At 65.8% G+C, this 23085-nt stretch carries 22 protein-coding genes; 10 read left to right on the top strand and 12 right to left on the bottom strand.

The window, feature by feature from the left end; genetic code table 11:
* Positions 1-509 (bottom strand): GreA/GreB family elongation factor (locus ACREE8_RS01135; RefSeq protein ID WP_431571134.1); only part of this gene is annotated, 509 nt, incomplete at its 3' end.
* 206 nt (positions 510-715) lie between these two features.
* Here ACREE8_RS01135 and ACREE8_RS01130 point away from each other — a divergent pair.
* The 4 genes from ACREE8_RS01130 to ACREE8_RS01115 all read left to right on the top strand — a co-directional run bounded on the left by ACREE8_RS01130 (position 716) and on the right by ACREE8_RS01115 (position 4449).
* Entirely contained in the window at positions 716-1903 is a 1188-nt protein-coding gene (locus ACREE8_RS01130) for an NAD(P)/FAD-dependent oxidoreductase (RefSeq protein WP_431571133.1), read from the top strand.
* Positions 1904-2059: 156 nt separating this feature from the next.
* The gene (locus ACREE8_RS01125) at positions 2060-2650 is read left to right on the top strand and encodes an exopolysaccharide biosynthesis protein (RefSeq protein WP_431571132.1); all 591 of its coding nucleotides are present in this window, start codon (positions 2060-2062) and stop codon (positions 2648-2650) included.
* Between the two features lie 114 nt (positions 2651-2764).
* The gene (locus tag ACREE8_RS01120; protein ID WP_431571131.1) at positions 2765-3289 is read left to right on the top strand and encodes a glycine cleavage system protein R; all 525 of its coding nucleotides are present in this window, start codon (positions 2765-2767) and stop codon (positions 3287-3289) included.
* Positions 3290-3468: 179 nt separating this feature from the next.
* Positions 3469-4449 (top strand): hypothetical protein, encoded by a 981-nt coding sequence (locus tag ACREE8_RS01115; RefSeq protein ID WP_431571130.1) that lies wholly within the window; start codon positions 3469-3471, stop codon positions 4447-4449.
* Positions 4450-4623: 174 nt separating this feature from the next.
* Here the strand turns inward: ACREE8_RS01115 and ACREE8_RS01110 are convergent, their stop codons facing one another.
* Together ACREE8_RS01110 and ACREE8_RS01105 are read right to left on the bottom strand one after the other, a co-directional pair.
* A complete protein-coding gene (locus ACREE8_RS01110; RefSeq protein WP_431571129.1) occupies positions 4624-5097 on the bottom strand; it encodes a hypothetical protein in 474 nt (157 codons plus the stop codon).
* A gap of 139 nt (positions 5098-5236) precedes the next feature.
* Entirely contained in the window at positions 5237-6592 is a 1356-nt protein-coding gene (locus ACREE8_RS01105; protein WP_431571128.1) for a glycosyltransferase, read from the bottom strand.
* A 200-nt stretch (positions 6593-6792) separates the two neighbouring features.
* Here ACREE8_RS01105 and ACREE8_RS01100 point away from each other — a divergent pair, with 200 nt between their 5' ends.
* From ACREE8_RS01100 to ACREE8_RS01090, 3 genes are all read left to right on the top strand, one after another.
* On the top strand, positions 6793-8046 hold the full coding sequence (locus ACREE8_RS01100) for a D-amino acid dehydrogenase (protein WP_431571127.1): 1254 nt from the start codon (positions 6793-6795) through the stop codon (positions 8044-8046).
* A gap of 329 nt (positions 8047-8375) precedes the next feature.
* Positions 8376-10124 (top strand): ABC transporter permease, encoded by a 1749-nt coding sequence (locus ACREE8_RS01095; protein WP_431571126.1) that lies wholly within the window; start codon positions 8376-8378, stop codon positions 10122-10124.
* Positions 10125-10135: 11 nt separating this feature from the next.
* Positions 10136-11473: an ABC transporter ATP-binding protein gene (locus tag ACREE8_RS01090; RefSeq protein ID WP_431571125.1), complete on the top strand. Its 1338-nt coding sequence runs from the start codon at positions 10136-10138 to the stop codon at positions 11471-11473.
* 9 nt (positions 11474-11482) lie between these two features.
* Here ACREE8_RS01090 and ACREE8_RS01085 read toward each other — a convergent pair whose 3' ends face one another.
* From ACREE8_RS01085 to ACREE8_RS01045, 9 genes are all read right to left on the bottom strand, one after another.
* A complete protein-coding gene (locus ACREE8_RS01085) occupies positions 11483-12484 on the bottom strand; it encodes an NAD(P)H-dependent flavin oxidoreductase (RefSeq protein ID WP_431571124.1) in 1002 nt (333 codons plus the stop codon).
* Positions 12485-12513: 29 nt separating this feature from the next.
* Positions 12514-13173, bottom strand: a complete 660-nt coding sequence (locus tag ACREE8_RS01080; protein ID WP_431571123.1) for an aspartate/glutamate racemase family protein — start codon at positions 13171-13173, stop codon at positions 12514-12516.
* Between the two features lie 15 nt (positions 13174-13188).
* Positions 13189-13980 carry a maleate cis-trans isomerase family protein gene (locus ACREE8_RS01075; protein ID WP_431571122.1) on the bottom strand — a complete coding sequence of 264 codons (792 nt, stop codon included), beginning with the start codon at positions 13978-13980 and terminating at the stop codon, positions 13189-13191.
* Between the two features lie 101 nt (positions 13981-14081).
* The gene (locus tag ACREE8_RS01070) at positions 14082-16136 is read right to left on the bottom strand and encodes a CocE/NonD family hydrolase (RefSeq protein WP_431571121.1); all 2055 of its coding nucleotides are present in this window, start codon (positions 16134-16136) and stop codon (positions 14082-14084) included.
* A 48-nt stretch (positions 16137-16184) separates the two neighbouring features.
* Positions 16185-17060, bottom strand: coding sequence for an AEC family transporter (locus tag ACREE8_RS01065; RefSeq protein ID WP_431571120.1), 876 nt, complete (start codon positions 17058-17060; stop codon positions 16185-16187).
* A gap of 108 nt (positions 17061-17168) precedes the next feature.
* Complete coding sequence (locus ACREE8_RS01060; RefSeq protein ID WP_431571119.1) at positions 17169-18137, bottom strand: hypothetical protein; 969 nt, start codon at positions 18135-18137, stop codon at positions 17169-17171.
* Positions 18134-18700 (bottom strand): hypothetical protein, encoded by a 567-nt coding sequence (locus ACREE8_RS01055; RefSeq protein WP_431571118.1) that lies wholly within the window; start codon positions 18698-18700, stop codon positions 18134-18136. The genes ACREE8_RS01060 and ACREE8_RS01055 overlap by 4 nt, the downstream gene beginning before the upstream one ends.
* Before the next feature lie 39 nt (positions 18701-18739).
* Entirely contained in the window at positions 18740-18958 is a 219-nt protein-coding gene (locus ACREE8_RS01050; protein ID WP_431571117.1) for a DUF3311 domain-containing protein, read from the bottom strand.
* Positions 18959-19109: 151 nt separating this feature from the next.
* Complete coding sequence (locus ACREE8_RS01045) at positions 19110-19316, bottom strand: hypothetical protein (RefSeq protein WP_431571116.1); 207 nt, start codon at positions 19314-19316, stop codon at positions 19110-19112.
* A 207-nt stretch (positions 19317-19523) separates the two neighbouring features.
* On the opposite strand from ACREE8_RS01045, the gene ACREE8_RS01040 reads away from it, so the two are divergent.
* Genes ACREE8_RS01040 through ACREE8_RS01030 form a run of 3 tightly spaced genes read left to right on the top strand, consistent with a single transcriptional unit; the run spans position 19524 to position 22890 of the window.
* Positions 19524-21125 carry a 5-guanidino-2-oxopentanoate decarboxylase gene (locus ACREE8_RS01040; RefSeq protein ID WP_431571115.1) on the top strand — a complete coding sequence of 534 codons (1602 nt, stop codon included), beginning with the start codon at positions 19524-19526 and terminating at the stop codon, positions 21123-21125.
* Positions 21126-21166: 41 nt separating this feature from the next.
* Positions 21167-21919 carry a DUF2927 domain-containing protein gene (locus ACREE8_RS01035; RefSeq protein ID WP_431571114.1) on the top strand — a complete coding sequence of 251 codons (753 nt, stop codon included), beginning with the start codon at positions 21167-21169 and terminating at the stop codon, positions 21917-21919.
* Positions 21916-22890 carry a patatin-like phospholipase family protein gene (locus ACREE8_RS01030; RefSeq protein ID WP_431571113.1) on the top strand — a complete coding sequence of 325 codons (975 nt, stop codon included), beginning with the start codon at positions 21916-21918 and terminating at the stop codon, positions 22888-22890. The genes ACREE8_RS01035 and ACREE8_RS01030 overlap by 4 nt, the downstream gene beginning before the upstream one ends.
* Positions 22891-23085: the final 195 nt, after the last annotated feature.

The raw sequence follows: 23085 nt of genomic DNA, 5'->3' as shown, positions 1-23085 counted from the left end.
TACGCCTTCGGATATTTGATCGAGAGGATCTCGAGCGAGAGGTCGCCGGCGGGGCGTTTCCAGAGCACAGTGTCGCCGACGCTGGCGCCGCTGATCGCGCGCGCCAGGGGCGAGACCCAGCTGATCTTGCCGGCCTTGGGCTCGGCTTCGTCCTCGCCGACGAGCATGAAGGTGCGCTTCACATCGTTGTCGTCGACGGTCTCGACCGTGGCGCTGAATCCGACCTTGTCATGCGGCTGGGTCGCGGGATCGATCTGGATCGCCTTGTCGAGCCGCTCCTGCCAGTAGCGCAGATCGCGCTCCACCAGTTTGAGATGCTCCTTGTCCAGCATCTCGGGCTCGCCGCCCTCGTTCAGGCTGCGGCGCTCCTCCTGCAGCTTCTCGACGCGGCGCTGTAGCGCCTTCAGACCCTGCGCGGTGACGTAGTTCGGATGCGGACTTTGTGGCCGCTCCGGCAGGTCGTCGCCTGGCAGCTCGGCATCGTCTTCTTTGACAAAGGCGCGGCTCATCGGGTTGGTCTCCCAGCTCTTGAATCGTTAAAGGGGCGGTCCTGGCACCCGCTCCCTTCGGCCCGCCCCTTCATGAATCTGGACATGAGCGTGCCATAACGCAACCCGAACCGGAAATGGCGCCGCCGGATCGGCCTCCGCAGGCGCCCCTTGCTCCCCGACCCCGCATCGGTTAGACCCGCAAAGCCATAGCAACCCAGCGGGTCATGCCCTTGCAAACAGCGGATATTCTGATCGTCGGCGGCGGCGTGGTCGGCAGCTCGACCGCCTATTTCCTGACTGCTCAACCCGGTTTTCGCGGCCGCGTTGTGGTGGTGGAGAAGGATCCGACCTATGGCGAGGCGGCAACAGCGCGCTCCGCCGGCGGCATCCGCCAGCAATTCTCGACGCCCGAGAACATCCGGATGTCGCAGTTCGGCGCCAGCTTCGTGAAGAACGTGGCCGAGCATCTAAGCCTGCCGGGCGAAAAGGCGCAGCTGCCTTTCGTCGAGCAAGGCTATCTCTTCCTCGCCACGCCGAGTGGCCTGCCGGTGCTGGAGCAGAACCACGCAACCCAGACCGCTTTGGGCGCCGACATTGTCATGCTCGATTCGGCGGCCTTGCGACGGCAATTCCCCTGGCTTCATACCGACGACCTGGCGGGCGGCGCGTTCGGACGGCACAACGAAGGCTGGACCGATCCCTACAGCCTGCTGCAGGCCTTCCGGCGGAAGGCGATCGCACAGGGCGCCATCTATCTTCAGGACGAAGCGGTCGCCTTGCAGCGCGAGGGCGATCGCATCGCCAGCGTGACGCTCGCCAAGGCTGGCTCCATCGCCATCGGCGCCATGGTGAACAGCGCCGGCATCAATGCCGCGCGTATCGCGGGCTGGGCCGGCTTCGATCTGCCGGTGCGCCCGCGCAAGCGCTTCGTCTATGTCTTCGACTGCCGCGACAGCGCCGAGATCCAGAACGCCCCGCTGCTGATCGATCCCAACGGCGTCTATTTCCGGCCCGAGGGTACGAGCTTCATCGGCGGCGTCTCCCCGCCCGAAGACCAGGACCCCGACTGCACCGATCTCGAGGTGGAGTACGGCCTGTTCGAGGAGACCGTCTGGCCGACGCTGGCGCAGCGCGTCCCGGCCTTCGAGGCGATCAAGCTGGTCCGCGCCTGGGCCGGGCATTACGACTACAACACGCTGGATCAGAACCTGATCATCGGGCGCGGGCCGGGCCTCGCGAACTTCTACATGGCGAACGGCCTCAGCGGCCATGGCCTGCAGCAATCGCCCGCGATCGGCCGCGCCCTCAGCGAGATGATCCTGGAGGGCGGCTTCAAGAGCATCGATCTGACGCGCTTCGGCTATGAGCGGGTGGCGAAGAACCAGCCGCTGGCCGAACTCAACGTGGTGTGATCTTTCGCCGTTGGGGGCTCGAGCGGCCGAGTGCGGGCGATCACCGAGGGGCTGATCGAAATTTTCGCACGCGAAAGGCGTTGTCTCGCCGGGCTTTAACGAGGCCACCCTCGACACCACGTAAGCATAGGCCGAACCGCAGGGAGTTCATGAGCCGTGAGCGCGCATGTTCCGACTTCGGCCGTCCTGCAGCGGCTCCGCTCGGAGGCGCCGCCCGACCATGTGTCCGTCGGCTGGATCATGGAGCAGCTCGAAGAGCGTTCATTCGGCCTGCTGATGTTCCTGCTGGCCGTGATCGCGCTCGTGCCCGGGCTGTCCACCTTCATTGGCGTTCTCTTCGCCGTTCCCGCCTATCAGATGATCGTCGCCCGGCGCAGCCCCGCCTTGCCACGGGTCGCGACCGCCCGCCGCCTGCCGACACGGCGTTTCGCCCAGGTGGTCGATCGCATCGCCCCGGTCCTGCGGCGCGCGGAAACGCTCGTCCGCCCGCGTTGGCCCAGGCCTTTCCGAACCACCAAGAGGATGGTCGGCATCACCATTCTGTTACTGGGCCTGACGCTCGCTTTGCCGGTGCCTTTCGGCCATATCCTCCCCGCCTTCGTCATCATGATCGTGGCGTTGGCCTATCTCGAGGAGGACGGGGTGGTGCTCTGCCTCGGTCTCGCCCTGGCTCTGGTCTCGTTCTCGATCACCGCGGCGGCGGGTTGGGGCGCCGTCGCCGGGATCGAATGGCTCGACCGCCTCTGAGGTCCGCGCCACGCGATCCGAACCAGCGAATCGCAGGATCAGGTCCCGGATTGCGCTGCAAAGCCGCCATGCTAGGCTTGCCGCGCAACTGCCCGGTTCAAGGAGCGAGGCCATATGAGCCGCACCGCGCTTATCTCGATCATTTGCGAAGACCGGATCGGCCTGATCGCCGAAGTGACCGGCCGGCTCTTCGATCTCGGGATCAATCTGGGCGATACGACCTTCGCGGTCCTGGGCGGCGCGGCGGAGTTCACCGCCGTCATCGAGCTGCCGGATCATCTCTCCCTGGGCAGCATCGAGAGCGAGCTGTCGGAATTGCCGGCGCTCAAAGGAGCCAAGATCAGCGTCGCGCCCTTCTCCTACCGCGCGCAGCATGGCGACACGGCGCATATCACCCACCGCATCGAGATCGAGGGCGAGGACAGCCCAGGATTGGTCGCGCGGCTGTCGGAAGTGTTCGTCGGGTTCGGAGCCAATATCGTCCGGCTCAATTCCGAACGGGTGAGCGGCGGCAGCGGCGCCCGCTACATCACACGCATCGCCGCCTGGATCCCGCCGGAGAAGGCCAAGGCCTGCGTCGCGACGGTGGCAAATACCGCGGGGGAACTGCGCCTTACCTGCAAGACACAGGCGGTATAACGGCGACGTTTCAGAAGAGCGACGGCATACCACAATATGCCTCTCGAGTAGGAGACGTGCGTTGTCGCGCTGGATCGGTCTTGCAACCGAAGCTCAAGAGGCGCAGGATAACTTCTGAAAATTCAGTCATCCGGCAACCCGGCTGACGTGATTTGGACCCAAGATGCAGAGATCCGAACATGCCCACGCTCATCCGAGCCGGGGCACGGCGATTCATTGCGTGCCTTGTCCAGGCTGACAACCACATTTGCCGCTGCTCCTCGGCGGCGCTCCACAAGCTAACGCGGCCCTCTCCCCCTGCTGCAATCTTGTGCGCTGCGCTCCTCTGGACAGGAGCCGGCACGGCTGCGGCGGCACCGTCGGGCGGCGACTCCTCCAGCGCGCAGTCAACCACGACGATCAACACAACTCGCAGCAATACCTTCAGAGAAGCGGTGCGCAAGGATCTGACCGTCGCCCTCAAGATCGAGGCGAACTTCACGCCCGAACCGCTGGCCAGCAACCTCAATCTTTCGAAATCGAACGTCAACGTGACGGCAGACCGCGAACACAACACGGTCGGCTCTTTCTCCGGGTCGGCCGGGTCCGAAGCGGCCGCCTCGGTTGTGGATTCGATGAATGGCGGCACCGGCTTTCAGGCGGCAAACCAGGCCACTGGCTTGCTCAGCAGCCAGAACATCGTGAGCTCGATCGCCCAGATCGCGCTCACCCCTGGCTCGCCGGATTTTGCCGACAGCGAAGTCAGCATCGCGCAGCGCAGTACCGTCAATATTCTGCAGGCTCCGGCCGGAGCTGTCGCCGCACGTCCGATAAACCCAAACGGCTCGCCGAAACAGATGCGGGCCGCCAGCAACAATTCCGGCGTGGTCGCGCTCAACCAGGATGTCGGCGTCGCCAACGCGCAGACATTCGCGCTGTCCATGGCTGTGGGCATCAACGCAATCGTCGTGTTGTCGGACGCGCAGCTCAGCCAGAGCCATTCCGACAACTCGGTGCCCGCACCGTCTTCCGGGAGCGCGACGATCGATACCGCCCTCAACGCCAACACCGGCGTTACCGGGGTCAATCAGGCGAATGGATCTCTCAACAACCAGGCGATCATCTTCAGCACGGCGGGAAGCGTCGATTTCTCGTCGGCGTTCGTGGGCAGCACCCCATAGCCGGGGAACCCTCCCCCTACCCCTTGAGTTGATATGATCGCTTCGCGCTACTTTTAAGCTGCAACCGAATTCAGACGCCCCGGAGAGTCCAACGCAATCCAAACCCCACTCCCCTTGCGGGAGGGGGTAGGGGGAGGGTGCTCCGGGATTCGGTTTAAGAGACCAACGCTCGCGTCACTGCGCGGCCGGGCAGGACAGGCTTTTGCTGGCGTTGTCGACGTCGGTCTTGAGCATGGGGCGCTGGGTGCAGCGCTGGTTGTAGTCGGCGACGGCGGTGTTCAGTTTCGTTACGGCGCCCTGGGTCTGCGGATAGACGGTGGTGCGGATCTGATTGGTGAGCGTGTCGCGCTGACGGATCATCTCCGACAGGATCTGCACCGAGGTATCGTCGCTCGGATTCATCGTCTTGCGCATATTGGCGATCTGGGTTTCCAGGCTCTGGAGCTGCGCGCGGGAATCGTTGTACCGGGTCTGCTGCACGCCGGTGTCCTGACGCAGAGTCTGCAGCGCCTGCTCGCGGCACATGCAATCCCGGATCTCGTCCACCGTCATGGCGTCCGCCGCCAGCGCCCGCCCTTGGGCCGCGGCCACCGTGAGAAAGAGCGCCAGCGACGCGGTGAGGAAGAGCCTGTTGCGATTCACGATCATGACCACACCCTCGTAGGAAACCGATCTTTGCGGAATTGTCGCCAGCGTTAATCCAGGATCATGGCAAATTCCAGGTCAGGCGAAAGCAATTTCGCGGCATGGCCGGTCCCCTTACCCAGGAAAACGGTCCTGCCCGCCGTCAATGGCGCCGGCGGCGCTTGCCGCGCGGAATATTGCCGGGACGGCCGCCGCGCGACGGCGCGCCCTTGTTGGCCGGTCCACCACCCTGTCGGGGCGCGCCGACCGCCAAGGAGCGGCCAGCGGCACTTTCGGCCGGAGCGCGGCCCTCGGCCAGGTCGCGCATCAATTGCAGATGTTTCGGCAGCAGGTCGCGCAGCGCATAGCGCTCCAGGATCGTCTGGCGCGCATTGGCCCGGATCTGGCCCATCTCGTCGCGCCGGTTGAGCCCTTCCTCGATGCGGGCCGCCAGTGCCTCGATATTGAACATGTCGGTCATCAGCCCGTTGCGTCCATCCTCGATCAACTCGCGTACCGGCAGCGTATCCGAGCCCACCACCAGGCATCCGCTGGACATCGCCTCCAGGAGCGACCAGGAGAGCACGAAGGGGATCGTCAGGTAGACATGAACGGAGGAGAGCTGCAGAAGGTTCCGATAGGCGTCGAACGGAAGATGGCCGACGAAATGCAGCCGGCTGTGATCGAGCCCCTTGAGCTCGTCCAGGGCCTTGCCCTTGTAGCTTTCGCCCTCCGGCAGCTTCTTGCCATAGGCCACGCGGTCGGTGCCGGCGACGACGACCTGCAGATTGGGCCGGCGCTGCTGCAGGATCTCGACCGCCTGCATGAATTGCGGGAAGCCACGATAGGGCTCCATGCCGCGCGTCGCATAGGTCACGACCTCGGCATCGCGCGTGAGACGGAGATTGAGCCCCGGAATGTCGAACTGGACCGAATCCGACGGCGAGAAGAAATCGGTATCGACGCCGTCATGGAGCTGCGTGAGCTTGCTGTGGAAGATGCGCGGGATCTGGCTCAGCTGATAGCCCGTCGGGCAAAGTCCCCAGTCGCTATGGGCGAGGTCCATCAGGATCGGCAGGTTGCGCGTGCGAACCCGGCAGAGATCCTCCCAGGTCAGGGTCTTGTTCATGAAATCGACGTCGGAGTTGCGGGCGTTGTAATACCACTCGAAATAAGTGAGCAGCCGCGCTTCCGGGAAGACGTCCTTGGTATAGATCGTCGTGCCCCAGCCGGAATGGCCGCAGATCAGATCGGGGACGAAGCCGCTCTTGCGCAGCTCGCCGCACATGCGGACCACCGCCTGCCCGTCCAGCACGGCGGCCTCGGTCGAGCGCAGATAATGGTGGGTGTCTTTCCGCGGCTCGCGTTGCGGTTTGTAGATATGTTTTGTGACACCCGGCAGGTTCTTCTTATTGTCGAGCGAGCCGGCCACGATCTGGTTGGCCGGATCCGCCGCCAGCGCCGCCGCCACATGTTTGTATTGCGCCGGAAAATTATTGTGCAGGAACAGAACCCGCATCGGCCTTACCCCTTATCGTCGGTCAATGATGGTCAGATCTCAAAGGCGACCCAGCGGGCCTTACCCCCGCCCCTCCGGATCGCCTGTAAAACCAGAGAATTGCACCAGAATGCTAACGCAACGTAGCATGTTCGCGGCGGGTGGGCACCCGGGAAGAACAGGCGTTAACGATCTGGAATGACAGGGAATTAGGAGCAGGCATGGCGGGGATTGTGGTGCTGGGCGCGGGCGTCATGGGGGTGACGACCGCCTATTATCTGGCCAAGGCCGGCCGCGCCGTGACCGTCCTGGACCGGCAGCCCGAGGCCGCCGCGGAGACCAGCTTCGCCAATGCCGGCTTGATTGCCCCGGGTCATTCCAACGCCTGGGCCTCGCCCCGCGCGCCCTTGATCCTGCTGAAGTCGCTCTGGCGCGACGACACCGCCCTTCGATTCCACCTGCGGCTGGACCCGGCCATGTGGCGCTGGGGTCTCCAGTTCCTCGCCAACTGCACCACCGAGCGAAACCGTCACAACACCCTCATCAAGCTGGGCCTCGCCCGCTACAGCCGCGAGAAGCTGATCGAGCTGCGCCAGGCGGAGCGGATCGCCTATGACGAGATCGTCAAGGGCTGCATCTATCTCTATCGCGATCCCGCCCATTTCGAGACCGGCCAGCGCGCCATCGGCTTCCTGAAGGCCCAGGGCTATCCATTCGAGACGATCGACCCGGCCGAATGCGTCAGGCTCGATCCGGCGCTGGCGCCGGCCCGCGACAAGATCGCGGGCGCCATCTTCGCGCCCCAGGACGAGTCGGGCGACTGCCACGCCTTCGTCCAGAACCTGGCGCGGGTCTGCGAAGGGCTCGGCGTGCAGTTCCGCTACGGCACCACCGTCCGCGGTCTCGAAACCGGCGGCGGTCGGATCCAGGCGGTCGTCACCGACCGCGAGCGCATCGCGGCCGACCAGGTCGTGCTGGCGCTCGGATCCTACGCGCCGCAGATCGCGCGCGGCGCCGGCATCAAGCTTCCGATCTATCCGGTCAAAGGCTATTCCCTCACCTTGCCGATCAAGGACAAGACGGCCGCGCCCACCCTGGGCGGAGTCGATGAGGGGGCACTCGTCGCCTTCGCACGGATGGGCGACCGGCTGCGACTGACGGCAACCGCCGACTTCGCGGGCTACGATACCAGCCACAAGCCGGAGAACTTCGCGACCATGCTCAAGGTGGCGCGCGAACTGTTCCCCGCGGCCGCGCATTACGACCAGCCACGCTATTGGGCCTGCCTGCGCCCCATGACCCCGGACGGTCCGCCGATCCTGGGTGCCACCAGGCTGGACAATCTCTTCCTCAATACCGGTTCGGGCCATATGGGCTGGACCATGGCCTGCGGATCCTCGCGGCTGGTCACCGATCTCATGCTGGGACGCAAGCCCGACATCCCGCTCCAGGGCATGACGCTCGACCGGTATTGAGTGCGACAAGAAAACATTCCGCATTACCGGCTTGTGGGTTGACCCCTCGAAAAGGCGGTGCCATATCCCCGGCAACCTCAGAAGGCCCGAGCGACCTTTCGAGGTTTAATGAAACCCGGTCCAGCCATGGCCATCCCTTGAGATGGGCCCGGACCTCGAGGTGACCCATGCCGCTCTTCAAGATCCGTTTGTTGCTCCGATGGCATGGCTCGGACAGCGACGACCGACCTCCGACCTGATCCCACGTTAACTCGCCTTTCTTTCCGGATCGCAGCACCGCCACGCGCGGCCGCGGCATCCTTTCCGCTCGCGCTTGCGGAGGTCGGATCATGACGCTTCATTCATCTTGGTGGGGCCCCGGGGCCCTCCGCTCCCTGTCACGGCAGTTCGTGCCGAGCTTCTGGGACCTGCCTGCGTTCGCGCTGCTGCTGGGCGCCTTCGTGCTGATCGCCAAGGCCGGCCACGAAACGCTCGAGCCCCTCTCCGCGATCGTGACCGCGCCGGTCACGCTCGATCCGGCGGCGCTCCCCCATTACGCCCTGCTGACGACCTTGCGGATGCTGGCGGCGATGCTGGCCTCGCTGGTCTTCGCGCTGGTCTATGCCACGCTCGCGGCCAAGAGCCGGCGCGCGGAAATGATGCTGATCCCGCTGCTCGACATCCTGCAGTCGGTTCCGGTGCTGGGCTTCCTCTCTTTCACGGTCGCCGGCTTCATGGCGCTCTTTCCGGGGCGGGTCCTGGGCGTCGAATGCGCCGCGATCTTCGCCATCTTCACCAGCCAGGTCTGGAACATGGCCTTCAGCCTCTATCAGTCGCTGAAGACCCTGCCGCGCGACCTCGACGAGGTCACACAGAGTTTCCGGCTTTCCGCCTGGCAGCGCTTCTGGCGACTGGAGATTCCCTTCGCCATGCCGGGCCTGATCTGGAACGCCATGATGTCGATGTCGGGCGGCTGGTTCTTCGTGGTGGCCGCGGAAGCGATCTCGGTCGGCCACACCACCGTCTCGCTGCCGGGGATCGGCTCCTATGTCGCACTCGCCATCGACCGGCGCGATCTGGGCGCGATCGGCTGGGCGCTGCTCACCATGCTGATCATCATCCTGATCTATGACCAGTTGCTGTTCCGCCCGCTGGTGGCATGGTCGGAGAAATTCCGCTTCGAGCTTTCGGCCGCCGCCCGCGTGCCGGAATCCTGGTTCCTCGATCTGACCCAGCGCGCGCGGCTGTTCCAGTTCCTGCTGCGTCCGGTGGGCGACATGGCGCGGACCCTCGCCGCCTTGCGCCTGGCGCCCTCGCGGCCGCTCCCGTCACGGCTTCGCCGCCTCTGGTCGAGCCGGGTCATCGATTTCAGCTGGGGCGTCGTTCTCGGCCTGCTCGCCGCCTACGCCCTCTGGCGCGTCTTCCACTTCGTGCTGGGCGATATCGGTGTTCCTGAAATCCTGCATGTGGTGATGCTGGGTTTCTTCACGCTGCTGCGCGTGCTGGTGCTGATCGCGCTCGCCAGCCTGATCTGGGTCCCGATCGGCGTCTGGATCGGGTTGCGGCCGCGTTGGGCGGAACGGATCCAGCCGCTGGCCCAGTTCCTAGCGGCCTTTCCCGCCAACCTGATGTTCCCCGTGGCGGTGGTGGCGATCCTGCATTTCCATCTGGCGCCGGACATCTGGCTCAGCCCGCTCATGGTGTTGGGCACGCAGTGGTACATCCTCTTCAACGTGGTCGCGGGCGCCAGCGCCTTCCCGAACGACCTGAAGGAGGCCGCGGCGAGCTTTCGCATCCGCGGCTGGAGCTGGTGGCGCCATGTGATCCTGCCCGGGATCATGCCCTACTACCTGACCGGCGCCATCACCGCCTCGGGCGGCTCCTGGAACGCCAGCATCGTCGCCGAGATCGCGAGCTGGGGCGACAAGACGGTCGCGGCCCAGGGGCTGGGCGCCTATATCGCCCGGATGACGGCAGCGGGCGACTTCCCGCGCCTGGTGCTCGGCATCGCCGTCATGTCGATTTTCGTCGTGCTGCTGAATCGCCTGTTCTGGCGAAAGCTGTTCGCTTTCGCCGCCCGCAACCTGCGTCTCGATTGAAGGTGACGATCATGACCAACCTTGCCATCGCCAAGGCTATGACTCCGGCAGTTCCCCTCCTCGAGTTGCGCAACATCCGGCAGGCCTATCGCAAGGCCGGCGGCGGCGAGCTGCTCGTGCTCGACGGCGTCTCGCTCGACATCCGCGACGGTGAGATCGTCGGGCTGCTGGGCCGCTCCGGTTCCGGAAAATCCTCGCTGCTGCGCATCGTCGCCGGCCTGATGACCGCCACCGCCGGCGAGGCGCGCTGGCATGGCCAGCCGATCGTCGGACCGTCCGACGGCATCGCCATGGTGTTTCAGAGCTTCGCACTCTTTCCCTGGCTGACGGTGCTGGAGAATGTCGAGGTCGGGCTCGAAGCCTTGGGCGTGCCGGGACCCGAACGCCGGCGGCGGGCGCTCGTGGCGATCGACCTGATCGGGCTCGACGGATTCGAATCCGCCCATCCGAAGGAGCTCTCCGGCGGCATGCGCCAGCGCGTCGGCTTCGCCCGCGCGCTCGTGGTCCATCCGCAATTGTTGCTGATGGACGAGCCCTTCTCGGCGCTCGACGTGCTGACGGCCGAGACGCTGCGCACGGACCTCATCGATCTCTGGATCGAGGGCCGCCTGCCGATCCGCTCGATCGCCATGGTCACGCACAACATCGAAGAAGCGGTTCTGATGTGCGACCGCGTTCTGCTCTTCTCGGCCAATCCCGGCAGGGTCGCAACCGAGATCAGGATCGAGTTGCCGCAACCGCGCAACCGCACCGACCCCGCCTTCCGCAAGCTGGTCGACGACATCTATGCGCGCATGACCAACCGGACGGTCGGCGAGCGCAAGGATCGCCAGGGTCCGGGCGGGTTTCCCGGCACCGGGGTCGGCATGGCCTTGCCCCATGTCTCGACCAATGTGCTCTCAGGGCTGCTCGAAACCCTTGCGGCTCCACCCTATCAGGGCAAGGCCGACCTGCCGCAGATCGCCGAGGCGCTGCAGATGGAGACCGACGAGCTGTTTCCGATCGCCGAGACCTTGCAGCTCTTCCGTTTCGCCGACCTTGCAGACGGCGATATCAAGCTGACCGAAGCCGGGCGACGTTTCGTCGGGCTCGACATCGACGGGCGCAAGCGCATGTTCGCCGAGCATCTGCTAACCTATGTGCCGATCGTCGCCCTGATCAAACGGGTGCTGGACGAGCGGCCGATCCATCGGGCGCCCGCCGCGCGATTCCGGGAGGAGCTCGAGGATTTCATGTCGCCGGAATTCGCCCAGAACACCTTGCGCGCCGCGATCTCCTGGGGCCGTTATGCCGAGCTCTTCGCTTATGACGATCAGAGCGAGCAGTTCAGCCTCGAGAACCCGACCTAACGGGGCCGATCAGGCGCCGCGCAGGGCCGCGGCACGGGCAAGCGCCGCCTCCGCCTCGACGACGATGCGCTTGACGAGCGTACCGGCGGGCAGGATGTCATGCACCAGTGCTGCCGACTGGCCCGCATAGAGACAGGTCGCCTCGATGTCGCCGCTGGCGCCCGGCGCCGGTCCGCTGTCGCTATAGCGCAGCAGCATCGTGCCGCCCGGCTGCCGTGCGACGGGTTCGCCTTCCCCCGGACGCTGGCCCGACGGCGGCCGGCCCGCGGCCTCCCACTGCTCGTAAGTGCTGTTGCGCAGCACGCGGTGCGGGGCCTTCGGCCAATCGAGATCGAAGAGCTCGGTATAGACCGTGTCGGTTTCCCGTGCCGCGACGATGCGGCGCTTCCATTCCTCATGCGCAAACGCTTCGGGTGTGGCGAGAAAACGCGTGCCGATCCAGGCGCCGGCACCGCCAAGCGCCAGCACGGCCGCCAGCCCCCGCCCATCGGCGATACCGCCGGCAGCGATCACCGGCAGCGGCGCCACGGCGTCGACCACGGCGGGCAACAGCACCATCGTGCCGACCTTGCTCCAGACATGGCCGCCGGCCTCGACCCCTTGTGCGCAGATCACATCCGCGCCGAGATCGGCGGCGCGTTTGGCCTCGTCGGCCGAGCCCACGGTGACGATCGTCTTGAGCTTGGCGGCGCGCAATCCTGGGAAATAGGCGGTCGGATCGCCCCAGAAGAGCGAGACGACGGGGGTACCGGCATCGATGCATTGGGCGAGACGCGTATGCTGGTCCCACTGCAGCGCAAGATTGACCGCGAAGGGCCGCGCTGTGCGCTGCCTGATCGCGGCAATCTCCGCCACCATCGCCGCCGGCTCGTGCCAGGAGACGCCTTGCATGCCAAGGCCGCCCGCCTCGCAGACCGCGCAAATCAGGTCGACCGTGACCGAACCGCCCATCGGCGCCTGCGCAATCGGGCAGTCGATGCCGAGCGCCTTGGTGAAGGATGTCTGGAGCATGAGTGGCCTTGCTGTTGAAGGAGCCGGGGTCAGACGCTGGCGCCGAACGCCATCTGGGCGGCAATCACCGCCGCTTTGAGTCCCGTTGCGGGGCTGACCAGGGGGCGTCCCTCCCGGCACAGCGCCGCAGCCGCGGCCATCGAGACCTGGGCCAGCACCACGGTCTTCGCCCCCTCGCGAAAGGCCTGATCCGCCGCCTGCGCCGTCAGCGCGTAATGGCGCTCGAGCCTGCCGGCCTTGAAATGCTCCCAGGCATCGGGAACGCGCCGCATCTCGATGGATGCGCCTGTCGCGCGTGCCTCGGCTTCGAACAGCTCTTGCGTTGAAAAAAGCGTGGTCGATGCGGTGCAGAGCACCAGCACCTTGCCGCCCTCTCGGACCGCCTCACGCGCCAGCCCCTGATCGACGCGGATCACCGGGACAGGGCAGACTTTCTGCGCCGGCACGACCGCCGGCCCCAGGGTCGAGCAGGTCAGCAGCACGCCGTCGGCATCGGCGGCGAGTGCCTGCAGCGCGGCGACCGTTTCGGCAACGATCGGCGCCGCGAACGATCCCGCCCGTCCGACGGCCGCCAGAAGATCGTCCCGGACCTCATGCCGAAGCGTCAACGAGCTATCGCCCCGCTCGCGGCGTGCCGCCTCGAAGGGCTCGATATTGCTCTCGATCGTATGGAGACAGGCGATGCGCAAAGCCGGCCTTTCGGATCAGCTGCGGAACAGCCGTCCGAAGCCAGGGATCGCGTCATTGACGCCGGCAAGCCGCAGGCAATGCCAGGCCAGCGCCAGATTGCTGGAGGTCACCGGCTTGCCGGTCGCCTTCTCGACATCCTCCGCGATATCCGCCACCCGCAGGCTGGTGCAGGAGACGAAGATGCCGTCGACGGTCGGCTCCTTGCCGAGCTCGATCATCGCATTGCGGATCGACCCTGTATCGATGCGCGCCACCTCATTGTCGTTCTCGTGGTTGAACGAGCCCATGACCGTGACCTCGAGCCCACGCGCCTCGATATAGCTGCGGAAGCGCTGATTGACCTCCTCGATATAGGGGGTCAGGAGCGCGATCCGCTTGGCGCCCATCTTCTTCATGCCGGTGATGGCCGCCGTGATCGGGTTGGTGACGGCGACGCCGGGCCGCGCCTCTTGGATGCGCTTGGCCACGGTCTCTTCGCCCAGCACCACCGAGGCCGAGGTGCAGCCATAGCCGATCACGTCGAGCTTGGTGCCCGGCAGAATCAAGGCGGCCGACTTGCCCAGATCCTTTTCCATGGCGGCGAGCGTGGTCGGGTTGATCTCGGGCGAATTGGAGATGCGGCTCTCATAGACCGCGACGCCGGGCAGCCGGATCACATGGCGCCATTCGGCCTCGATCGTATGGTCGGTCGCGAGCACGATCAGCCCGATGCGGCAGCGGCTGGCCGTCCCGCCATCGAGCGAGAACTTCATATGGGTCTTGCTGATCGAACCGCCGGCAGGCCGGCGCAACGCGGTCTCGTTCATGCGGGATCACTCCATTTTGGGCGGGTCCTGTCGGCAGACCCGCATCCGATCCTTCCATCGGCGATTATAGTCCCCGCCCGATCGGCGGTCATCCTCCCGCCTCAGACGAGATCGCGCGGCAGGGTGAAGCTCTCATTGCGGCAGAAGATCCGCTCTTCGCCCTCATAGGCCTCGAGCTCGGCGCTGACCACGAAATGGGTCGCGGTGAGCTTGAGGCTGGTGGTGGTCCGGGTCTCGATCCGCCAGTCGCCGCGCGTCAGCCGGTGGCGATAGCGCGTCAGGCCCTCGGCGCTGGTCGGGTCGTCATGGCGGATGCGGTAGGTCTCGACCGTGTCGTTGTCGACGGTAAGGTCGATATCGAGCAGCTTGGTGGCGCCGGCGTCCTTCACCATGGTCACGGTGGTCTCGCCCCTGCCCACGTCGGTATCGACGCGCCGGCGTGTGCTGTCGGGACGCAAGCCCTCCTCACGAGGGCCCGGTGCCGCCGCCGGCGGCGCGAAGTCGGCCAGTTGCGCGTCGGCCTTGCCGGCCTTGCGCTGCGGCAAGTCGAGCCGGCAGCCCCCGCCATTCAGCGTCAAGGTGAAGAGCTGCGGGGCCGGCCACATCATCGGCCAATGGCCGGTCGAGATCGCGAGGCGGACGCGATGGCCCGGCAGGAAGGCATGCGCGATATGATTGAGCGCGATCCTGGCGCGATAGACCTGGCCCGGGATCAGGGCCGTCGGTGCGCCGTGATCCTCGCGATGAGTCAGGTTGAAGAGCGTGAAGGTCACGCGCGCGGAGGCGCCATCCGGCCAGACATCGCAGAGCCTCACGCAGATCGTCGCGACCGGCTTGTCGACGCTGAATTCCAGATCCAGCACCGGCGCGCCCAGGATCTCGAACCGTTCCGACAGCGGCGCGCTGTCGAAACAGAGCGAGCCCGCATCGTCGCCGCGCTGATCGGTCGGCAGGTCGCCGCCGCGCCCGCCATAGGAGCACCATTCGAGACTGCCGGTGCCGACCGTGAGCGGCGATTGGATCGAGAAAGTCTTGGCCTCGCCGGCGGTCTCCGACAGGCCGGCGCGGGTCAGCTGCCCCGCCTCGGTCAGATAGAAGGCGCGCGGTGCCATCCGGCCGCCCGGCCAGCCGGGCTCGGCGACCCAGCGCCCCGCCCGGGTCTCCGCAAAGGCCGCGGGACGGAAGCTCTCATTCATCCAGACCCGGTAGCGCGGCTCGCTCATGATCCCGGTCTCGACGCCCTTGAGCCAGTGATCCCACCAGCGCAGGCATTCCTGCAGGAAGCCGATCGAGGGCCCCGGATAGGCGCTGTGCGGCAAGGCATGGCCCCAGGGACCGATCAGCCCTTTGACCGGCGCCTGCAACCCTTCGAGCAGACGCGGCACCGCGTTGCTGTAGCCATCCTCCCAGCCGCCGATCGCATAGACCGCGCAGGTGATGTCGCCATAACTCTCGGCGATCGAGCCCTGGCGCCAATAGCCGTCGCGGCGCTGATGCTGCAGCCACTGCCTCAGCCAGAAGCGCGCGCGCTGCAGCCGGTCGAGCCAGGTCTCGCGCCAGCCCTCGCCGACGATCAGCGGATCGGGCGGCTGCGAGAGATAGGCATACATCGCCGACGCCCAGGCGAAATTGTCATGCAGCATCGCGCCGCCCATGTAATGGACGTCGTCGCCATAGCGGTCGTCGGTGGAATCGATGGTGATGATGGCCTTGAGTGCCGGCGGCTGGCGGGCCGCCACCTGGAGCGCGTTGAATCCGCCCCAGGAGATGCCGGTCATGCCGCAATGGCCGCTGCACCAGCGCTGCTCGGCGACCCAGGCGATGGCCTGGACGAGATCGACCTGCTCCTCGGGCAGATATTCGTCATCGAGAATGCCGTCGGAATCGCCCGAGCCGCGAATGTCGATACGCAGCACGGCATAGCCATGGCTCGCGATATAGGGATGCATCGCCTCGTCGCGCCAGACCGTGCCGTCGCGCTTGCGATAAGGAATACATTCAAGGATCGCCGGCACCGGGTCGGTCTCGGCGTCCTCCGGCATCCAGACCCGCGCCGCCAGCCGCGTCCCGTCGCTCAGCGGGATCCAGAGATTGGGGATCTCACGGACGCGCCGGACGGCCGGGCTCTTGCGAAACTTGGCGGGAATGAATTTCACCGGGCGTGATCTTTACCGAGCAAGGGCAATCACTTCGAACCGGGCCAGCTATAGCACGAACAGGATCAGGAGCGGCAATGTGACAAACGACATCACTGTTGAAACTACAACGATTCCAGCAACTTCCTCCGGTTCGCGGCGATAGAGCTCGGCGAACAGATAGTTAAAGACCGCGACTGGCATGGTCGATTGCAGCACCACGACACCGAGCGCCGCCCCTTCCAGGCCGAAGGCCCGTGCCACCCCGTAGCTGACGAGGAAGCCCCCGCCAAGCCGGACCGCCGAAAGGATCGCGGCGCGTCCCAGCGAGCGAACATGGAGCTGGGACAGCGAGACGCCGAGCGCGATCAGCATCAGGGGAATGGTGAGACCGCCCAACAGGCTCAAGGTGTTGGAGAGCCAGAGCGGGACCGGCCAATCGGTGACGACGAATATCAGCGAGAACACGACCGCATAGATCAGCGGCATCTTGAGCAGCCGGCGCGGATCGGCGCTGCCCGATGCGATCCCGATCCCGATGGTGAATTGCAGGGTGATGGAGACGACGAAGAACACGATCGCGAGCGCCAGCCCGCTCTGCCCGAAGGCGAACAGCACCAGCGGCAACCCCATATTGCCGGTGTTGGGAAACATCAGCGACGGCAGGAAGGAGTGGAGCGGCAGCTTCATCGCCTTGCAGACGAGGATCCCCAGCACCGCGAAGCCGGCAAAGACCGAGAAGGCGACCAGCACCATCTGGCCGAGGATCGTCGTGTCGACGGTGAGGCCGGTCAGCGTGCTCGCCACCAGGCTCGGCGTGCCGATGGTCGTCACCAGCGCCGTGACCAGCCGCGGCTCGAGCTGGTGGCCCATCCGGCCCCAGACGAATCCCAGCGCCGAGACGATCAGGATCGGCAGGATAATGGCGCTGAGAGTCGCCAGCATGAGTTTGCCGTCCTTAGGGGTCGCGACGCGGTCACCGACCGCCTGGCCCCGAGCCTTAACAGCGCTTCAGGAAGGAGGCAACGACTCTCGATCTGCGCTGGCGAGAACTCAGGCTCGTGACGCCTGCGCCGCACGACCGGTCCATCCGGCGGCCCCGAAAATCAGGGACAGAATGACGGCGACCAGGATGTTGACGACGACCGAGTAGACGGCGGCATAGCCCGGGATCGCCAAGCCGAACACCGTGATGGCGTAGGTGGCACCCTTGAAGGCCTGGAGCCACGCCATCCAGGTCCCGAGGCCCGTGCCCACGGTCCAGCCGATCAGCAGCGCTCCGCCATTGAGGAAGCGCCAGCGCAGGCCGAGGACGACCGCGGGCAGGATCTGAATGATCCAGATGCCCCCGAGCAATTGCAGCTGGATGGCATATTGGAGCGGAAGGGCGAAGATGAAAACGAGGGCCCCCGCCTTCACGATCAGCGAGACGAGCTTGGCGACACGCGCTTCCTCGGCCTCCGAGGCAAGAGGCCGGAAGAATGCGCAATGGACGTTTCGCGTCCAGGTGTTCGCCGCCGCGATCGACATGATGGAGGCCGGCACCAGCGCGCCGATGGCGATGGCGGCGAAGGCAACCCCCACGAACCAGGAGGGAAAGGTCGCAAGGAACAGCGCCGGGACGGAGAAATTGTTGCCATAGCGCGTGAAGCCGTCGGCGAACTCCGGCATCGACTGGACCCCGAGCGCGATCGCCATGAAGCCCAGCAACGCCAGAAACCCCAGCATGATCGAATAGGCCGGCAGCATCGCCGCATTGCGGCGGATCACCCTTTCGCTCGATGCCGACAGGATTCCGGTCAGCGAATGCGGATAGAGGAACAAGGCGAGCGCCGAACCCAGCGCCAGCGTCGCATAGCTGCTGAGGCTGCCGAGGCTGCCCGCCGGGGGCTCCGGCAGCGTCAGTTTCGCGGCGGGAACGGCCGAGAAGATCTTCTCGAAGCCGCCCAGATGAATCGGCACGATGACGATCGCCGTCAGCACCGTGACATAGATCAGCAGATCCTTGACCACCGCGATCATGGCCGGCGCCCGCAAGCCGCTCGTATAGGTGAGGCCGCCAGAACCACGAAGGCGATGATGAGCGGCAGATCGCCGGACAGGCCGGAGGTCTCGATGCCCAGGGCGCCGATCACGACCTGCATGCCGACGAGCTGGAGCGCGATATAGGGCATCGTCGCCACCAGCCCCGTGATCGCGACGGCCAGCGAGAGCCAGCGGTTGCCGAACTCGCTCTGCACCAGATCGGCCGCCGTGACGCAGCCTCGTTCGCGCGCGGCCCGCCAGACCGCCGGGAAGATCAGATAGAGGATCGGATAGATCATGACCGTATAGGGGATGGCGAAGAAGCCGAGCGCCCCTGCCCCGAACATGAGCGCCGGAACGGCCACGAAGGTGTAGGCCGTGTAGAGATCGCCGCCGAGCAGAAACCAGGTCACGAAGGTGCCGAAACGGCGCCCGCCCAGACCCCATTCATGCAGGAGATTGAGATCGCCGCGGCGCCATCGCGCGGCGACGAAACCGAGCAGCGTCACGAACAGAAAAAGCAGAACGAAAACGGTCAGGGCGACCCAGTTCACGGCCATGGTGGAATCCGGCTCTGTCTCGAAGCGTGAGGGTGGCGTTCAGGAAGGTTTGTGCTCGGCCCTGTAGACGATGCCGACGATGGCGGCGCAGAGCAGGACCCAGAGCAGCTGGTACCAATAGAAAAGCGGGATCGACCAGAGCTTGGGATCGACGCCGTTGTAGAACGGCACCCAGAGAATGGCGATGAACGGCAGAACCAGCAGCCAGCGCGTCCAGGAGACGCGGGCAACACCGTTTTCCGGAGCGGATTCGGTCATGGTCGGATCCTGCGATTTACCATCGAGACCGCAAAGCACGGCGCTTTCGCAGCCATTCTGGAACTGCGAAGGCCAAGCCATAACCCGCGAATGCCAAAGGAGGCAACACGCGAGGCAGGGCAGCGGCCGTCAGAGGGAGACCCGGATATTGCTACTCGATCGACGCGCGCGGGCCGCGGCGGACGCCGTCGGTCTCCCGGGACGCGCGCACGGTCCTGGCGGCGCGGCCGGGCTCGGGCTCCAGCAGCGCATGGCCTTCCGTGTGGGACAGCCGCTGGCGCTGCGCGGATTCCTGTTCGCGCACCACTTCATCGACGGTCCGTAACGGCTTTGCCAGATAGGGACTTACCAACGCCATTCCTCCAGGCCCAGAATCGGAGCGCATGGTGAGGCAACGATCCCGCCATGGGAAGCTGTGGATAGAATGAATAACCGGGATAAGATGCGGCAGCCCCAGCTTGCCCGCAAGCAGGCACCGGTTCATGCTGCGGCCCGCTGGAATCCTGACTGGAATGTCGAAGATTTGTGCCGCTTTTGAGCTAAATCCCCGCTTCAAGGACGAAGAATGACCACGAACATGACCTGCGGCCAGGCCGCCATCGCGCTGCTCGAACAATATGGCGTCGATACCGTCTTCGGAATTCCGGGCGTCCACACGCTGGATTTTTATCGCGGCCTCGCCGACAGCACGATCCGTCATGTCGGTGTGCGCCACGAGCAGGGCGCCGGATTCATGGCGGACGGCTATGCGCGCGCCTCGGGTCGTCCGGGCGTCTGCTGCGTCATCACCGGCCCCGGCGTCACCAACGCCGCCACGCCGATCGGTCAGGCCTTCTCCGACTCCGTGCCGGTGCTGATGCTCTCGAGCGTCAATGGCCGCGACGATCTCGGCCGCGGCCGCGGCCGTCTCCATGAGATCACCGATCAGCAGGCGGCGATCGCGCCGCTGGTCTCCGCGAGCCACAGCCTGCGCGCCGCCAGCGAATTGCCCCTGGCCATGGCCGATGCCTTCGACCGCTTCGCCAGCCAGCGTCCGCGCCCGGTCCATATCGAGGTGCCGCTCGACCTCCTCGCGGCGCCGGCGGTGCGCATCGAAACGCCCGGCCCCAGCCGCGCGAAGCCGGCCCCCTCCCCCGACGCCATCCGCGCTGCCGCAAAACTGCTGCGCGAGGCCAAGCGGCCTTTGATGCTGGTCGGCGGCGGCACGGTCGATTGCGCGGCCTCGGTACGCCGCCTCGCGGAACTGACGAGCAGCGCCGTCATCGTCACCGTCGCGGCCAAGGGCGTGCTGCCCGACGATCATCCGCTCTGCGTCGGCGCCACGCTGCTGACCGAGGGAACCCAAGCGCTGCTGGCCTCGGCCGACGTGGTGCTGGCGGTCGGCACCGAGCTCGCCGAGACGGACAGCTGGGTGGACCGTCTCGATATCAAAGGCAAGCTGATCCGCATCGATATCGATGCCCGCACGATGGCGCGCGACTACCCGGCAACCGTACCCATCCTGGCCGACGCCGGTCCATCGCTCGATGCGATCGCCGCCGAGCTCGGCGGCAAGGGCTCGTCCAGCCGCATACCGGCCGAAGAGCTCGCCCGGCTGCGCAAGGAGAATCATGCCAGCCTGGGCAAGCTGCAGCTGAAGCATGGCAAAGTGCTGGATGCCATCCGCGCGGTCCTGCCCGAGGACGGCATGATCGCCTCGGACATGACGCAGATCGCCTATACCGCGAACCATTATTTCCCAATGAGCCAGCCGCGCTGCTGGTTCCATCCGGTGGGCTTCGGCACGCTGGGCTACGCGTTGCCCGCCGCCATCGGCGCCAAGCTGGCCCGCCCCGAAAGCGCCTGCGTGGCGATGGCCGGCGATGCCGGGTTCCTCTTCACCGTGCAGGAGCTGGCGACCGCCGTGGAGCTCAAGCTCCCGATCGCCATCCTGCTCTGGAACAACGACGCGCTGGGCCAGATCGCGGGCGATATGATCCATAGGGGCATCCCCGAGATCGCGGTGAAGCCGCGCAATCCGGACTTCCAGATGCTGGGCAAGGCCTTCGGTGCCCATGTCGCGAAGCCCACCAGCGCCGCCCAGTTGAAGAAAGCCCTGACCGACGCCTTCGTGGCCGACGGCCCGACCCTGATCGAGGTGCATCAGAGTGCGAGCTGGCTCGACTGACCCGGCCACCGAGGGGATCCAACCGGACGCCGGGATTGAAGATGGCGGCAATTTCATTGATGGGCCGCTGGGCGGCCGCTTTGTCGCGTTGCTGGCGGCGAAGCTGGTTCGTTATCCTTCTCGTACCCCTGCTCACGGGCGCCGGCGGCGAGCGCGTCGACCGGCTGGTGACGGACTTCGACCTGATCATCTTCAATACCGAATTCGGCACGCCGATGGACGCGAAGATCCACAAATGGATCGCCCCTGTCCGGATCTTCCTCGATGCCCGCGCTGGCCCTCTGGATCTCGAACGCAAGGAACTCGAGGAACATGTGGCGCTGCTGAGACGTTTGACGGGTTTGAAGATCGAGTTCGTTCCCAAGGCTGCCGACGGCAATTTGATGTTCGTATTCGATACCCAGGATCGATTGATCGGCTCGGTGAACAAATATCTCGCGCAACCCCTCAGCGGCTGGAAAGACCTGCAGGGTTCCCTCTGCTTCGGCATGTTCAGCGTCCAGGATGCGCTGCAGATCAATTACGCCGTGATCGGCATTCCCATCGACGAGGTCATGTCGCGGGGCAAATTGAAGGATTGCGTGATCGAAGAGACCACCCAGGTGCTGGGGCTGCCGAACGATTCCGACAAGGTCTTTCCGTCGGTCTTCAACGATCACAGCCCCCAGGTCACCTTGACCGACGATGACGAACTCCTGGTCCGGCTCCTCTACAGCCCGCGCCTCCAGGTCGGCATGCCGCGCGCCGAGGCCTTGAAGATCGTGCGCCAGATCCTCGTGGAAGGGGGCCCATGAGCGTTGTGCTGGCGGAAGGGGTCCCGGCGCCCTTCACCCTGCCGCGGATCGGATTGGCACTCGGCAGCGGGGCCGCGCGCGGCTGGGCGCATATCGGCGTGATCCGCGCGCTCGAAGCCGCGGGCGTCAAGCCGGACGTGATCTGCGGCACCTCGATCGGTGCCCTCGTCGGCGGTGTTCATCTCGCCGGCAAGCTCGACGTGCTGGAGCAATGGGCGCGGGACCTGACCCGGCTCAAGGTCATGAGCTATCTCGACTTCCAGATGGCCCGCGGCGGCCTCATCAGCGGCAATCGCCTGACGGAGAACATCGCGCGCCATCTGGGCGACCTGCGGATCGAGGACTTGCCCGCCCCCTTCGCCACCGTCGTCACCGATCTGGCTTCCGGTCACGAAGTCTGGATTCGGGACGGCAATCTGGTCGAGGCGCTGCGCATCTCGATCTCGTTGCCCGGCATCTTCGCGCCGGCACGGCGCGAAGGCCGCTGGCTGGTCGATGGCGCGCTCATCAATCCCGTACCGGTCTCCGTCTGCCGTGCGCTCGGCGCCCATATCGTCATCGCGGTCAATCTTCACTCCGACCTCATCGGTCGCGCCCGTGCGTCGAGCTCCGATCTTCAGCGCGAAGGCGGCATCGATCTCCAGGGCGAGCTGTCGGCCATGGAAGCGGCGACGGGACGAACCTCGCGTTTCACCAGCATCCTGCAGCGCGTCTTCGGCCGCAGCGGTGATGTGCCCAGCATGTTCGCGGTCATGGTGCAGTCGCTCAACATCATGCTCGACCGCGTCGCGCGCAGCCGGCTCGCCGGCGAGCCGCCCGACGTGCTGGTCCTGCCGCGCCTCGGCCATATCGGGCTGCTCGAGTTCGAGCGTGCCGACGAGGCGATCACCGAAGGCATGAACGCGGTCAATCGCGCGCTACCGGACCTTGCGGATGCGATCGCGGTGTTCCGCGGAAAACCACCGCGCTGAGCTGAAGTAAGAATTGTAAAGAAGGCGCCATGAACGGCGCTTCATTGTCGCCAGAATCGGCCCTAAAAAGGACCGCCCCGCTCCTGTGAGGGAGCGGGGCGCGCGAGTTGGCGTGTGGGTGCTGCGCTCCGAAAGCCTCTCGCCAGGCCCAGTGGCGAGGGGCTTTCGGCGGCGACGCAGCTGCACCGGAGGGGC

The sequence above is a fragment of the Hypericibacter sp. genome (assembly GCF_050729195.1).
Classification (GTDB): Bacteria; Pseudomonadota; Alphaproteobacteria; order Dongiales; family Dongiaceae; genus Hypericibacter.
The sequence above is the reverse complement of the archived record's forward strand: the minus strand, read 5'-3'. Positions and strand labels throughout refer to the sequence as shown.